Annotated in this window: 13 protein-coding genes; 8 read left to right on the top strand and 5 right to left on the bottom strand. The window is 32.9% G+C overall.

Features of this window, described 5'->3' with window-relative positions; translation table 11 throughout:
• Positions 1-34 precede the first annotated feature (34 nt).
• From ABWP60_RS04585 to leuS, 3 genes are all read right to left on the bottom strand, one after another.
• Positions 35-736, bottom strand: a complete 702-nt coding sequence (locus tag ABWP60_RS04585) for a zinc metallopeptidase (RefSeq protein ID WP_353149170.1) — start codon at positions 734-736, stop codon at positions 35-37.
• 172 nt (positions 737-908) lie between these two features.
• Entirely contained in the window at positions 909-1577 is a 669-nt protein-coding gene (locus ABWP60_RS04580) for a hypothetical protein (protein ID WP_353149168.1), read from the bottom strand.
• A gap of 81 nt (positions 1578-1658) precedes the next feature.
• Positions 1659-4493 (bottom strand): leucine--tRNA ligase, encoded by a 2835-nt coding sequence (gene leuS, locus ABWP60_RS04575; protein WP_353149165.1) that lies wholly within the window; start codon positions 4491-4493, stop codon positions 1659-1661.
• A gap of 158 nt (positions 4494-4651) precedes the next feature.
• On the opposite strand from leuS, the gene ABWP60_RS04570 reads away from it, so the two are divergent.
• From ABWP60_RS04570 to truB, 4 genes are all read left to right on the top strand, one after another.
• Entirely contained in the window at positions 4652-5527 is an 876-nt protein-coding gene (locus ABWP60_RS04570) for a cell division protein FtsX (RefSeq protein WP_353149162.1), read from the top strand.
• Between the two features lie 50 nt (positions 5528-5577).
• Complete coding sequence (locus ABWP60_RS04565) at positions 5578-5814, top strand: DUF3098 domain-containing protein (protein ID WP_353149159.1); 237 nt, start codon at positions 5578-5580, stop codon at positions 5812-5814.
• A 70-nt stretch (positions 5815-5884) separates the two neighbouring features.
• A complete protein-coding gene (locus ABWP60_RS04560) occupies positions 5885-6694 on the top strand; it encodes an undecaprenyl-diphosphate phosphatase (protein WP_353149157.1) in 810 nt (269 codons plus the stop codon).
• On the top strand, positions 6694-7398 hold the full coding sequence (gene truB / locus ABWP60_RS04555; protein WP_353149154.1) for a tRNA pseudouridine(55) synthase TruB: 705 nt from the start codon (positions 6694-6696) through the stop codon (positions 7396-7398). Before ABWP60_RS04560 ends, truB begins: the two co-directional genes overlap by 1 nt.
• Here the strand turns inward: truB and ABWP60_RS04550 are convergent.
• On the bottom strand, positions 7364-7954 hold the full coding sequence (locus ABWP60_RS04550; protein WP_353149152.1) for a thioredoxin family protein: 591 nt from the start codon (positions 7952-7954) through the stop codon (positions 7364-7366). The genes truB and ABWP60_RS04550 overlap by 35 nt on opposite strands.
• Before the next feature lie 141 nt (positions 7955-8095).
• On the opposite strand from ABWP60_RS04550, the gene pyrH reads away from it, so the two are divergent.
• Complete coding sequence (gene pyrH, locus ABWP60_RS04545; RefSeq protein WP_353149149.1) at positions 8096-8803, top strand: UMP kinase; 708 nt, start codon at positions 8096-8098, stop codon at positions 8801-8803.
• Between the two features lie 66 nt (positions 8804-8869).
• Positions 8870-9433, top strand: a complete 564-nt coding sequence (gene frr / locus ABWP60_RS04540; protein ID WP_353149146.1) for a ribosome recycling factor — start codon at positions 8870-8872, stop codon at positions 9431-9433.
• A gap of 62 nt (positions 9434-9495) precedes the next feature.
• Here frr and ABWP60_RS04535 read toward each other — a convergent pair whose 3' ends face one another.
• Positions 9496-10512 carry an NAD-dependent epimerase/dehydratase family protein gene (locus ABWP60_RS04535; protein WP_353149144.1) on the bottom strand — a complete coding sequence of 339 codons (1017 nt, stop codon included), beginning with the start codon at positions 10510-10512 and terminating at the stop codon, positions 9496-9498.
• Between the two features lie 137 nt (positions 10513-10649).
• Here ABWP60_RS04535 and asnS point away from each other — a divergent pair, with 137 nt between their 5' ends.
• Positions 10650-12098, top strand: a complete 1449-nt coding sequence (gene asnS, locus ABWP60_RS04530; RefSeq protein ID WP_353149142.1) for an asparagine--tRNA ligase — start codon at positions 10650-10652, stop codon at positions 12096-12098.
• A 94-nt stretch (positions 12099-12192) separates the two neighbouring features.
• Entirely contained in the window at positions 12193-13665 is a 1473-nt protein-coding gene (gene rpoN / locus ABWP60_RS04525; RefSeq protein ID WP_353149139.1) for an RNA polymerase factor sigma-54, read from the top strand.
• Positions 13666-13789: the final 124 nt, after the last annotated feature.

Genomic DNA, 13789 nt, shown 5'->3' with positions numbered 1-13789 from the left:
GGAATTTGGATTTACTATTTTAGGTTTATAAGAATTAATCTCTAGATCCTAATATTCGATAAGCCCAATATAATAAAGAAGCTAGCGCACCCAAAGCGGCAACTAAATACGTTCTGGCAGCCCATTTTAAAGAATCTTCGGCCCCCGCGTATTCTTCTTGGCCTAACATATTTTTGTTTTTCAACCAAGCCAAAGCACGATTACTAGCATCATATTCAACAGGTAGTGTAATAAAACTAAATGCCGTTGCTACAGCCATTAAAGCCAAACCAGCAACAGCTACATAAAATCCTATTCCAGATTTTGATGCAAATCCTAAAATAATTCCACCCATAATCAACCATTGCGACATACTTGACGACACATTAACCATCGGTACCATTTTAGAACGCATAGTTAGCCATTCGTAGGCTTGTGCGTGTTGCACGGCGTGTCCAACTTCGTGAGCCGCAACAGCTGCCGCAGCTGCATTACGTTGATTATATACCGCTTCTGATAAATTCACTGTTTTGTCCACTGGATTGTAATGGTCGGTTAATCTTCCTGACGTAGAAATGACTTTTACATCACTAATTCCGTGATCAGCAAGCATTTTTTCTGCAATTTCAGCACCAGACATGCCATTTCTTAAGGTAAGTTTCGAGTAATGTTCAAATTTGCTTTTTAAACGAGCACTCACCAACCAACTAAAAAGAGCAATTGCTCCAATTAAAATCATATAAGGTAAATCAAACATAGTATTTAATTTTAAAAATTTAAAGATACAAATTTATTCTCAAATTATGCGCCAAAGTTAAAAAATGACAAGTTGTCAATATTAATTTATTATTTGTATGATGAAACTAAATATTATTACAATAAATAAAAAGATGCAATTTGTATTAACCATTAAATTCTATTAGAATGTCTTAAAATACAATACCTAATACAAATCGATTATTATTTCTTTCATTAATTGAATTTGCTATATTTCCGTAATCAGACTTCCATTTCCCATTGGTGAAAGCCAATTCATAAGCGCAATTTAATCTGAATTTATAAAATTTATCTTTAAATAGGTAAATAGATAAAGAAGGTCCTGCATAAAACATTTGATTTCTAATAGATAGTAATCCGCCATTTGTATCGGGATTTAAATTATTAAAATCAATTGTATTATTTTTAGAATACAAATCTACTTCTGAAGAGGTTCCTGCTAAACTTAACCCAGAAGTAAATGCAAAATTAGTCTTACTAATCAGGTTATAATGAAAGCGAATACGTCCCGTAAATTGCATATTCTTATTCTTTGATGTTAAATTCTCTTTTTTATTTTCTCCAAATCCAAATTCAAAATCGGAAGAATATTTTTTACCAAAAACGTTAAAGCCAAAAATAAATTCTGCCGGGCTGTTATCTAAAAGTACAACATTTGATGCTTGTAAATTACTATTAAGATTTAAATTATCTTGAATATGCGCATTAACTCCAATATAAAAAGTAGCATCAACATTACTTTTGTTTTTTATTTCATTTTTTTCTTGAGCGGTTCCAAGTTGAAAAGCAACCAATATAGCGGTAAGTATAATTTTTCTCATTTTATTAAAAAAATTTAAGGTTATTCTTACAAAATTAAAATTAGGACAGCTAAAATTTATTAATAATTTGTTAAAATAAATTTACCCAACCAAATTAATAATCTTACCAGGTACAATAATCACTTTATTTGGTGTTCTACCTTGCAATTGTGTTTGCGTTCTTTCGTCTGCCATTACAATTTCTTCAATTTGAGCGGCTGTTAAATCTAACGGTAACTTAATCGTAAATCGCATTTTACCATTGAATGAAACCGGATATTCTTTTTCAGATTCTACCAAATATTTTTCTTCAAATTTTGGAAAAGCAACTGTCGAAATGGAACCTTCATGACCTAAAGCACTCCATAATTCTTCTGCAATATGCGGCGCATACGGTGAAACCAAAATTGCTAAAGGTTCTAAAATAGCTCGATGGTTGCATTTTAATTGTTGCAATTCGTTCACGCAAATCATGAATTGAGAAACCGAGGTGTTGAAGGAGAAATTCTCGATGTCTTCGGTTACTTTTTTAATGGTTTTATGTAACGATTTGTACATGTCTGCGGTTGGTTCATCATTTATAATAACCGAACCGTTATCATCAAAATACAAACGCCATAATTTTTTCAAGAATCCAGAAACGCCAGTAATTCCTGCCGTGTTCCAAGGTTTAGATTGCTCTAATGGCCCTAAAAACATTTCGTATAAACGCAAGGTATCGGCTCCGTATTCTTCACAAATATCATCTGGTGAAACCACATTGTATTTTGATTTCGACATTTTTTCGACTTCACGACCAACAATGTATTTGCCCTCTTCTAAAATGAATTCAGCATTGGCATAATCAACATATAATGGATGTGCTTTGAATTTTTCAATATCTAATTCGTTCGTAATATCATTGATACAAGATAAATCAACGTGAATTGATTGAACATTTTTATCTTTTATCAAACCTCTTGAGAACAAAGTTTTTGAATCTTCACTTCTATACACAAACGCGCTCATTCCTAAAATCATTCCCTGATTGATCAGTTTTTTGAATGGTTCTTCGGTGGGTGCATACCCTCTGTCTTTTAAAAATTTATTCCAAAAACGAGAGTACAATAAATGTCCGGTTGCGTGTTCGCTTCCGCCAATATATAAATCGACGCTTTCCCAATATTTAAGAGCTTCTTCGCTTGAGAATTCGTTTTCATTTTGCGCATCCATATAACGCATCCAATACCAAGAAGAACCTGCCCAACCTGGCATTGTGTTTAATTCTAAAGGGAAAATTGTATCATTATCAATTAATTCGCAATTCGTAATTCGTAATTCGTTTGTGTCCCACGCCCATACCGTTGCGTTGCCTAATGGCGGTTGTCCGTCTTCGGTAGGTAAATACTTTTCTACTTCTGGTAATACAATGGGCAAGTGTTTTTTGTCAATCATTTGTGGTAAGCCATTCACATAATAAACTGGAAAAGGTTCGCCCCAATAACGTTGACGAGAGAAAACAGCATCGCGTAATCGGTAATTTACTTTGGCATTTCCTGCACCTATTTCTTCTAAAGCTTCGATGGCTTTTTTTGTTCCGTTTTTGTAATCTAATCCGTTTAAGAAATTAGAATTTACCAATTCAAATCCGCCTTTTTCCCCATATGCGGCTGCTGAAATATCTTGGTTGAAAATATTTTTTATTTCGGGCATTCCGTTCGCTCCTTTGAAGAAATTCGCGAAAGCATAATCACGCTCATCGCCACATGGAACGGCCATAACAGCACCTGTTCCGTAACCCGCCAACACATAATCGCCAATCCAAACCGGAATGGATTCTTTTGTGAAAGGATGTTCGGCATACGCTCCAGAAAATACGCCTGAAATCGTTTTTACATCAGCCATTCTTTCACGTTCTGAACGTTTTGCTGTGGCTTCCACATAAGCTTCCACCGTTGCTTTTTGTTCTGGAGTGGTAATTTGAGCCACCAATTCGTGTTCGGGTGCCAATGTCATAAAGGTCACTCCGAAAATCGTATCAGGGCGAGTAGTGAACACTGAAATTCTGAATTCTGAATTCTGAATTCTGAATTCTACGTGAGCTCCGACTGATTTTCCAATCCAATTGCGTTGTGATTCTTTAATGGATTCACTCCAATCGATATCGTTTAAACCTTGTAATAATCGTTCTGCGTAAGCAGAAATTCGCATAGACCATTGGGTCATTTTCTTACGAACAACTGGATGTCCACCACGTTCTGAAACGCCGTTTACAATTTCGTCATTCGCTAAAACGGTTCCTAAGGCCGCACACCAGTTTACTTCGGTTTCGGCTAAATAGGTTAATCTATATTGTAATAAGATTTTTTGTTGTTGTTCTGATGAAAAAGCGTTCCATTCGGCTGCTGAAAACGCTGTGATATTTTCATCGCAAACGGCATTAACTTGCGCATTCCCGTTTTTTTCAAATTCTTGCATTAAGGTGCAAATACTTTCCGCTTTATCGGTTTTTTTATTATACCAAGATTCAAATAGTTGGATGAAAATCCATTGGGTGTGTTTGTAATAATCTGGATTTGACGTGCGTACTTCTCTACTCCAATCAAATGAAAAACCAATTTTATCCAATTGTTCACGGTAACGAGCGATATTTTCACGCGTTGTTTTTTCGGGATGTTGCCCCGTTTGAATGGCATATTGTTCTGCAGGTAACCCAAAGGAATCGTACCCTTGTGGATGCAATACATTAAACCCTTTATGACGTTTGTATCTTGCAACAATATCAGAAGCGATATACCCTAACGGATGCCCCACGTGTAACCCTGCTCCCGATGGATAAGGGAACATATCTAATACATAGTATTTAGGTTTTTCCGAAGTGTTACTTGCTGCAAAAGTGTTATTTTTTGCCCAATATTGTTGCCATTTGGCTTCGATTTTTTCGTGGAAATATTTCATTTCTATTTTCTATAGTCTGTTTTCTGATTTACATTATCGGTTTTAACCGAAAAATAAGGTGCAAATTTACATTTTTATATACTAATGTTAAAACTTTGTTGTTATATTCTATGTAAACAAAATTTCTTTACTATTTTTACACCATAATTAGTAAACTTATGGCACAATCATTTGAACAATATCAACGTAGAAGATTAATTTCTTCTTATTTTTCAGTAGTTTTTAGTATTTTTTTAGTGTTGTTTTTATTAGGAGCTTTAGGATTATTTGTAATTAATTCTGAAAAAATTTCGAACGATTTTAAAGAAAACATTCCTATGAGTGTCTATTTTAAAGATGAAGCGAATGATACGATTCTAAATGCTTTTGATACAGAATTGAAAAATTCAAAATTTATTAAATCGTATGATTTTGTAACCAAAGCGGAAGCAGCTAAAAACAATCCGGATATAGTAGGTAAAGATTTTATGGAGTTTTTAGGGTTTAATCCGTTACAAAATTCTTTTGATATTCATTTAAAAAGTGAATATGTAACCAAAGAAGAAATAAAAAAAATAGAAAATAATTTTAAAAGAAATGGTAATATTTCTGACATCATTTACGATAAAGAATTAGTAGAATTAGTCAACGAAAATGTATCTGAAATTAGTTTTTGGATTTTAATTATTAGCGCGGTTTTAACTTTTGTAGCGATGTTGTTAATTAATGGCTCTATTCGTTTGTCGGTTTATTCACATCGATTTACCATAAAAACAATGCAAATGGTTGGAGCTACAAAAACTTTTATCAGAAAACCTTTTATTAAAACCAGTATTTTATTAGGAATAATTGGTGCCGTTTTAGCGATTATTGGTTTGGTATTTTTAGCATTTTATATTGATGGTTTATTTCCAACTTTAGGCATTGCAAAAGATTATGCATCTATAGCTATTGTGGCTTTTGGTGTATTGTTAATAGGTATTATTATTACTTGGTTGAGTACCTATTTTGCAACTACTCGTTTCTTAAATTTAAGAACCGACGATTTGTACTAGTTTAGTGAAAGGGAATAGTAATTAGTGAATAGCATTTTTATAAAAATATTATGAAAGAAAACACAAAACAGCCAGAATTTTTATTCAGTGCGTCCAATTATAAAATATTAATTATCGGATTAGTAGTTATTGCTTTAGGATTTATTTTAATGAGCGGTGGTGCCAACGAAGATCCAAATGTATTTAATGAAGACGTATTTAGTTTCAGAAGAATAAGATTAGCGCCAACGGTTGTTTTAATCGGTTTTGGAATTACAATTTATTCTATTCTTAAAAAAAGTAAATAGTAATTAGTGATAAGTAATTAGCTTAACCTATTTTACTAATCACTATTAACTTTTCACTAATCACTATCAAATGGATTTTCTACAAGCTATAATTATTGCCATTATTGAAGGCATAACAGAATATTTACCCGTTTCTTCTACTGGTCATATGATTTTTACAAGTTCTTACTTCGGAATTGAAAAAGAAGAATTTGTAAAATTATTTCAGGTTTCTATACAATTTGGTGCCATTTTAGCAGTAGTAGTTTTGTATTGGAAAAAGTTTTTTGATTTTTCGAAACTACAATTTTTTATAAAATTGGCATGTGCGGTTATTCCCGCTTTAATTTTAGGAAAATTATTTGATGATAAAATAGAAGCCGTTTTAGAACATCCTACTCCAATTGCGATGGTATTAATTATAGGAGGAATTATTTTATTATTCGTAGATAGATTTTTTAAAAATCCAACTATTCATTCAGAAGAAGATATTACCATAAAAAAAGCAATTACCATTGGTTTTTGGCAATGTTTGGCTATGATGCCAGGCACAAGCAGAAGTGCTGCCAGTATCATTGGAGGAATGCAACAAGGGCTATCTCGACAAGCAGCTGCAGAATTTTCTTTCTTTTTAGCCGTGCCAACAATGTTAGCAGTTACTTGTTATTCGGTGTTTTTGAAAACCTATGATAAAAGTGGTTTAAAAGGGTTTGAGTTAATTTTGAAAACAGAAGACAATACTAAAATGTTTATTTTTGGAAATTTAGTTGCCTTTGTGGTAGCTGTTTTAGCTATTAAATTTTTCATTGAAATCATTAAAAAATACGGATTTAAACCTTGGGGTTGGTACAGAATTATCGCAGGAATGCTCTTATTAGCTTACTTTAATTTATACAAATAATGAAAGCAGAAGACTACCAAGAAGGACAAATTTTATTGATTGATAAACCACTAAAATGGTCTTCTTTTCAAGCCGTTAATAAATTAAAATTTGGCTTAATAAAGGAATTAAAATTACCCAAAAAATTCAAAATTGGTCACGCCGGAACTTTAGACCCATTGGCTTCTGGTTTGTTACTAATTTGTACAGGAAAATTTACAAAAAGAATAGAAGAATTACAAGGTCAAGCTAAAGAATATACTGGAACTATTACGGTTGGCGCCACAACACCTTCATACGATTTAGAAACAGAAATTAACGCTACTTTTCCAACGGAACATATAACAGAAGCTTTAATTTACGAAACGTTACCGCAATTTATAGGTGAAATAGATCAAAAACCACCTGTTTTTTCAGCCATTAAAAAAGATGGAAAACGATTGTACGAATCGGCTCGTGCTGGCATTGAAGTGGAAATAAAAACCAGAAAAGTTATGGTTTCCGAATTTGAAATAACCAGAATAGCCTTACCCGAAATAGATTTCAGAATTGTATGTAGTAAAGGAACGTACATTCGCTCCATCGCTTACGATTTTGGTTTGGCTCTTAATTCTGGAGGTCATTTAACGGCACTTCGTAGAACAAAAATCGGTGATTATTCGGTGAAAAATGCTACGGAACCTGAAGCTTTTATTGAAGGATTACAACAATCTCCTTCATTGTAGAAATCCCTTTATCGTCTAAATACCATTTTTGTAAAGCTATTTTTGCAGGTTCATCTACAATTCCATTTTTAGCTTTATACTCTATAATTATGTTTTTTGCACCTTCTGGTCGTGGTCCCCAATGATTGATAAGGTTTGCGTTTTCATCTAAAATCAGTAATTTTGGAATGGATTTAGCCCCATTGGTTAAAAACAGATTGATTAATTCTTCATTTTCATCACGAAACACTAATTTCAAATCTATATTTTTAGAAGCTTCAGACATTAATTTGATAACGGGTAAAATCTGAGCCGCATCGCCACACCAGCCTTCTGAAATCACTAACCAAGTTTGTTTAGATTTTATATTTTGTAGCGTTTTTTCTACTTCGATATCTAATTTAAGTGTTTTTTCTAACCGGTTCATACGAATTTCATTCAATTCCGAATAATGTAATAAATCGGCACTTTGTTCCTTACCTGTCGATTTCCCTTCGCCAATTAATTTCGAAACAATAATTCGATATTCAGTATATGAATGGCTATTTTGTAAAGCAGATTGGATGATAGATAACATAGCTGATAAATTGTTTTTACAAATTTAAAAATAAATAATGAGCAATTGTAAACTAAAAGTTAAATAGAAATGATGTTTCTAAATTAAATTGTTTTTTTGATTGCAGATTATAATTATATTTGCAACACTAAAAACAACACCATGAGTTACAAAAGAATCCTTCTTAAATTAAGCGGAGAAGCCTTAATGGGCGAAAGACAGTACGGAATTGATCCGAAAACTTTAGCAGATTACGCTTCAGAAATTAAGCAAATTCACGACCAAGGTGTAGAAATTGCCATTGTTATTGGCGGTGGAAATATTTTTAGAGGTGTAGCAGGCGCAAGTAACGGAATGGATAGAGTGCAAGGCGATTATATGGGAATGTTAGCCACTGTGATAAACGGAATGGCATTACAAGGCGCATTAGAAGATGCAGGAATGCAAACTCGTTTGCAAACCGCATTAAAAATTGAAGCTATTGCCGAACCTTATATTAAAAGAAGAGCTACAAGACACTTAGAAAAAGGCAGAATTGTAATTTTTGGTGCCGGAACTGGAAATCCATATTTTACTACTGATACAGCTGCCGTTTTAAGAGGAATTGAAGTAAATTGCGATGTAATTTTAAAAGGAACTCGTGTAGATGGAGTTTATTCAGCAGATCCTGAAAAAGACCCAAGCGCTGTAAAATATGACACCATAACTTTTGATGATGTGTTAGCCAAAGGATTAAATGTAATGGATACAACTGCTTTTACATTGAGCCAAGAAAATAAATTGCCAATTATTGTTTTTGATATGAACAAAAAAGGGAATTTATCAAAAATTTGTAACGGAGAAACGATAGGAACAACAGTGACAATTTAATTACGAATTTAGATTTACGATTTACGAAATTGGATTTTATTATATTGGAATTTTAAAATAAATAAAATGACAGAAGAAATTAACTTTATTATTGATAGCGCAAAAGAATCTATGAATGGTTCGGTAGCGCATTTAGAAAAAGAATTTTTAAACATTAGAGCAGGAAAAGCCTCTCCGCAAATGTTAGGAAGTGTTTTTGTAGATTATTATGGTGCTCAAACCGCCTTGTCGCAAGTGGCCAATGTTGTAGCTGCAGACGCAAGAACTTTAACCGTTACGCCATGGGAAAAAGCGATGTTACAACCTATTGAAAAAGCGATTTTGATTGCTAATTTAGGGTTGAACCCGATGAACAATGGCGATAATATTATCATTAGTATTCCCGCTTTAACAGAAGACAGAAGACGCGAATTGGTAAAACAAGCTAAAGCAGAAGCAGAAGATGCCAAAGTAGGTATTAGAAACGCCAGAAAAGATGCCAATAGCGATATCAAAAAAGAAGAAAAAGACGGAACATCTGAAGATATTTGTAAAATTGCTGAAGATTCCGTGCAGAAATTAACAGATGCTTTTATTAAGAAAATTGATGAAATTTTTGTAGCAAAAGAAGCGGAAATTATGAAAGTATAACCGCATACAACTTTCAATACTTAAAAATCCAAATTCTAATTTGTAAAAGGAATTTGGATTTTTTATTTCATTTTCCCAACCAACTCTTTCAAATACACGTTCATATCTAAAAACTCAAAATCAATAGCGGTTTTAATTTTATTTGTATCGTGAGTTTCTAAATTATATAAAGCGTTTATGGTAGCTTTTGTTAACATTCTTTTTCTAAAAAATAGCTTCGCCAAAACAAACTCAAAGATTCGAATGATTTGTAATTGCCACTTCTTTATTTCAAATTTTGGTTTTTTTAATTTGTTGGTTGAGGTTCTCGATGCCAAACTAGCTGCAATACTATCAAATAGTTCCTTGTAAGTTATATCTTCGGCAACTAAAATAAAGCGTTCGCCAGAAATGGTACTTTTCATTAAAGTCGTCATCGCTTTTACAACATCTTCTACAGCTATAATCCCAAGTTTACCTTGCGTGTAAAATAATTGTCCGTTTTTTATATTTTGAACGAATAAACTGCTGCCTTCATTCGGAAATCCATACCCAAAAATCACGCCTGGATTGATAATTACTACTTCCAATCCTTCTTGAAACCCACGCCAAACTTCCATTTCTGCACCAAATTTAGAAATAGAATAATCGCTTCTTACAGCTTCGTTGTTTCTTTCTGTTTCTTCATTTATCAATAAATTATGTTCCGTTCCGTTTCCTAATGCAGAAATCGAACTTACATAACATAGTTTTTTTACATTAGAAGTTAAGCAACAATTTACCACATTTGCTGTTCCAACAATATTATTTTGGTACAGTTTTTCCTCATCTTTTGGATTAAAAGATACCAACGCCGCACAATGATATACATAAGAAATATTAGAAAAAGCAGTTTCAAGAGCAGGAATATTTAAAAGATCAGCTTTAACCCAATCAATTTTTTCAAATTCAGAAAGCTTGTTATCTTTTTGGAATAATTGTTTAACGTGATTAAGTTTTTTTTCTGATCTATATATTGCTCGAATGCCATTCTCATCTTGAGAAAGCCTCAACAATAAATGAAAACCAACTAAACCTGTTCCGCCTGTAACTAATATCATGTTGTAAAATTAGTGAAAAATTGAAATACAAAGTAGCTTCTAATAAAGAAAAAATGAGTATAAATAATCTAAAATTCGCATTTCTAAAACTCAAAAATTCGCCCTATATTTGCATTTTAAATGAACATTTGGAGATTATGAAGCATATCAGAATTATAGATTTATTAGAAAACACAAAAACGTTACAAGAAGTAAACGCAAAAGGTTGGGTAAGAACGTTTAGAAACAATCAGTTTGTAGCGTTAAATGATGGTTCAACGCTTAATAATATTCAGTGTGTGGTTGATTTTGAAAACACACCTGAAGAAACGCTAAAACGAATCACTACGGGTGCCGCTATTTCTGTGACTGGAACTTTAGTGGAAAGTCAAGGCGCTGGACAAAAAGTAGAAATCCAAGTAACTAAACTTGAAATTTTAGGCGATTCTGATGCGGAAAAATTTCCAATACAACCCAAAAACAAACCAAGTTTAGATTTTCTTAGAGAAAATGCACACTTGCGTACCCGAACCAATATGTTTGGTGCGATTATGCGTGTGCGCTCTACATTGTCTTTTGCGGTGCATAAGTATTTTCAAGAAAAAGGATTTGTGTATGTAAATACGCCAATTATTACAGGTTCTGATGCTGAAGGCGCTGGAGAAATGTTTCAAGTTTCGGCTTTGCCTTTTGATAATACACCAAGAACTGAAGACGGAAAAGTAAATTACAAAGAAGACTTTTTCGGTAAACAAACTAATCTTACGGTTTCTGGGCAATTAGAAGCAGAAACGTATGCCATGTCTTTAGGGCAAGTGTATACTTTCGGACCTACTTTTCGTGCGGAAAATTCAAATACATCACGTCACTTAGCTGAATTTTGGATGATTGAACCAGAAGTGGCATTCAATGATTTGGCTGCGAATATGGATTTAGCGGAAGATTTTATTCAAAATGTAATAAAATACACGATAGATAAATGTCCTGAAGATTTGAAGTTTTTAGAAAACCGTTTAATCGAAGAAGAAAAGAACAAACCACAAGCGGAACGTAGCGAAATGGCTTTGCTAGAAAAATTAAATTTTGTTTTAGAAAACAATTTTAAACGTGTTTCGTACACCGAAGCTATTGATATTCTTAAAAATTCGAAACCAAATAAAAATAAAAAATTTCAATATTTAATTGACGAATGGGGTGCCGATTTACAATCAGAACACGAACGTTTCTTAGTAGAAAAACATTTCAAATGTCCTGTAATTTTATTTGATTATCCTGCCAAAATTAAAGCATTTTACATGCGATTAAATGATGGAACCGAACCAGGAAAAGAAACGGTAAGAGCTATGGATATTTTATTTCCTGGAATTGGAGAAATTGTTGGAGGTTCGCAACGTGAAGAACGTTTAGAGGTTTTAATTGAAAAAATGAAAGCATTAGGTATTGATGAAGAAGAATTATGGTGGTATTTAGATACCAGAAGATTCGGTTCAGCGGTGCATTCAGGTTTCGGATTAGGTTTTGAAAGATTGGTGTTGTTTGTTACGGGTATGACTAATATTCGCGACGTAATTCCTTTCCCAAGAACGCCTGATAATGCAGAATTTTAGAAACTAGGTTAGACGTTTAGTTGTTTATTTGTTTAGTTGGTTTTATCAACGCCTTAACAAATAAACGATTAAACACATAAACCAAAAAGACAATATGCTTAAACACAGTTTAAATTTCAAATTATCGCAAAAATTATCGCCTCAACAAATTCAGTTGATGAAGTTGATTCAATTGCCTACGCAAGCCTTTGAGCAACGTTTGCAAGAGGAAATGGTTGAAAACCCAGCTTTAGAAGGAAGTTTAAACGACAATAACGAATCGTTAGAGGATTATAATGATACGTCAAATGACGAAGATACTTATGATGATTACGATAACGACCAAATAGATACTGGCGATATTAATATTGATGAATATTTAAGTAATGATGATACGCCAGATTATAAATATCAAAGCAATAATTACAGCGATGATGATGAAGACCGAACGTTGCCTATGGCAGCACAAATTAGTTTTCATCAAGATTTAATTAATCAATTAAATACGTTTATTCTTTCGGATAACGATAGAGAAATTGCTGAGTTTTTAGTAGGGAGCATTGAAGATTCAGGTTATATCAGAAGAACCATTCAGGATATTGTTGACGACATGGCGTTTACGCAAGGGGTATATACCGATGAGAAATCCGTTGAAAAAGTATTGCATATTGTGCAACAGTTAGAACCTTCTGGAGTTGGCGCAAGAGATTTACAAGAATGTTTGTTGATTCAATTAAAACACAAAACACCAACAGAATCGGTTAATTTAGCCATAGCTTTAATCGACAAACAATTTGATGCGTTTACTAAAAAGCATTACGATAAATTACTGCAAAAATTTGATTGCTCTAAAGAACAATTAAAAAAAGCTATTGAAGAAATAGAAAAATTAAATCCGAAACCGGGAGGCAGTTATGATAGCAATAGTAGAATAATTGAACACGTAGTTCCTGATTTTACAATTCGTATTGTTGATGGCGAATTAGAATTGCTTTTGAACGGAAGAAACGCACCAGAATTGCACGTGTCAAAAGACTATCAAGAAATGCTGCAAACGTATAAAGTTTCTAGTGAAAAGTCGAATTCACAAAAAGATGCGGTACAGTTTATCAAACAAAAATTAGATTCTGCCAAATGGTTTATTGATGCGATAAAACAACGTCAGGAAACACTTTTTGTTACGATGAATGCGATTATGTATTTCCAACAAGAATACTTTTTAGAGGGTGAAGAATCTAAGCTAAAACCAATGATTCTAAAAGATATTGCCGACATGATTGGTTTAGATATTTCTACCATTTCACGAGTAGCAAATAGTAAATATGTAGACACGCCTTACGGAACAAAACTAATCAAAGAATTCTTCTCTGAAGCGATGAAAAACGATCAAGGTGAAGATGTTTCTACCATTGAAATAAAAAATATTTTAGAACGTGTTATTTCGGAAGAAGATAAAAGCAAACCCTTGCCTGATGAAGATTTAGCAGCAATTCTTAAAGAAAAAGGATTTCCTATAGCAAGAAGAACTATTGCTAAATACCGAGAACAATTAGATATTCCTGTGGCAAGATTGAGAAAAAAAATGTAACTTTTTTAAACTTTCAAAACCGCTTCAATTGATAATAAACTATCTTTTAAAACCATTTTCATATATTTTCCATCCTATTTTTATTTCTATGTATGGGTCAATTTTATATTTCTTTTTCACAAAT

The sequence above is a fragment of the Flavobacterium sp. genome (assembly GCF_040402895.1).
Taxonomy (GTDB): domain Bacteria; phylum Bacteroidota; class Bacteroidia; order Flavobacteriales; family Flavobacteriaceae; genus Flavobacterium.
Note: the sequence above shows the minus strand (reverse complement) of the source record. Positions and strands in the feature narration are given on the sequence as shown.

Bases quoted from the DNA above. Each gene is read 5' to 3' on its own strand.
- ABWP60_RS04585 (WP_353149170.1), bottom strand. From the start codon at position 736: ATGTTTGATTTACCTTATATGATTTTAATTGGAGCAATTGCTCTTTTT.
- ABWP60_RS04580 (WP_353149168.1), bottom strand. From the start codon at position 1,577: ATGAGAAAAATTATACTTACCGCTATATTGGTTGCTTTTCAACTTGGA.
- leuS (WP_353149165.1), bottom strand. From the start codon at position 4,493: ATGAAATATTTCCACGAAAAAATCGAAGCCAAATGGCAACAATATTGG.
- ABWP60_RS04570 (WP_353149162.1), top strand. From the start codon at position 4,652: ATGGCACAATCATTTGAACAATATCAACGTAGAAGATTAATTTCTTCT.
- ABWP60_RS04565 (WP_353149159.1), top strand. From the start codon at position 5,578: ATGAAAGAAAACACAAAACAGCCAGAATTTTTATTCAGTGCGTCCAAT.
- ABWP60_RS04560 (WP_353149157.1), top strand. From the start codon at position 5,885: ATGGATTTTCTACAAGCTATAATTATTGCCATTATTGAAGGCATAACA.
- truB (WP_353149154.1), top strand. From the start codon at position 6,694: ATGAAAGCAGAAGACTACCAAGAAGGACAAATTTTATTGATTGATAAA.
- ABWP60_RS04550 (WP_353149152.1), bottom strand. From the start codon at position 7,954: ATGTTATCTATCATCCAATCTGCTTTACAAAATAGCCATTCATATACT.
- pyrH (WP_353149149.1), top strand. From the start codon at position 8,096: ATGAGTTACAAAAGAATCCTTCTTAAATTAAGCGGAGAAGCCTTAATG.
- frr (WP_353149146.1), top strand. From the start codon at position 8,870: ATGACAGAAGAAATTAACTTTATTATTGATAGCGCAAAAGAATCTATG.
- ABWP60_RS04535 (WP_353149144.1), bottom strand. From the start codon at position 10,512: ATGATATTAGTTACAGGCGGAACAGGTTTAGTTGGTTTTCATTTATTG.
- asnS (WP_353149142.1), top strand. From the start codon at position 10,650: ATGAAGCATATCAGAATTATAGATTTATTAGAAAACACAAAAACGTTA.
- rpoN (WP_353149139.1), top strand. From the start codon at position 12,193: ATGCTTAAACACAGTTTAAATTTCAAATTATCGCAAAAATTATCGCCT.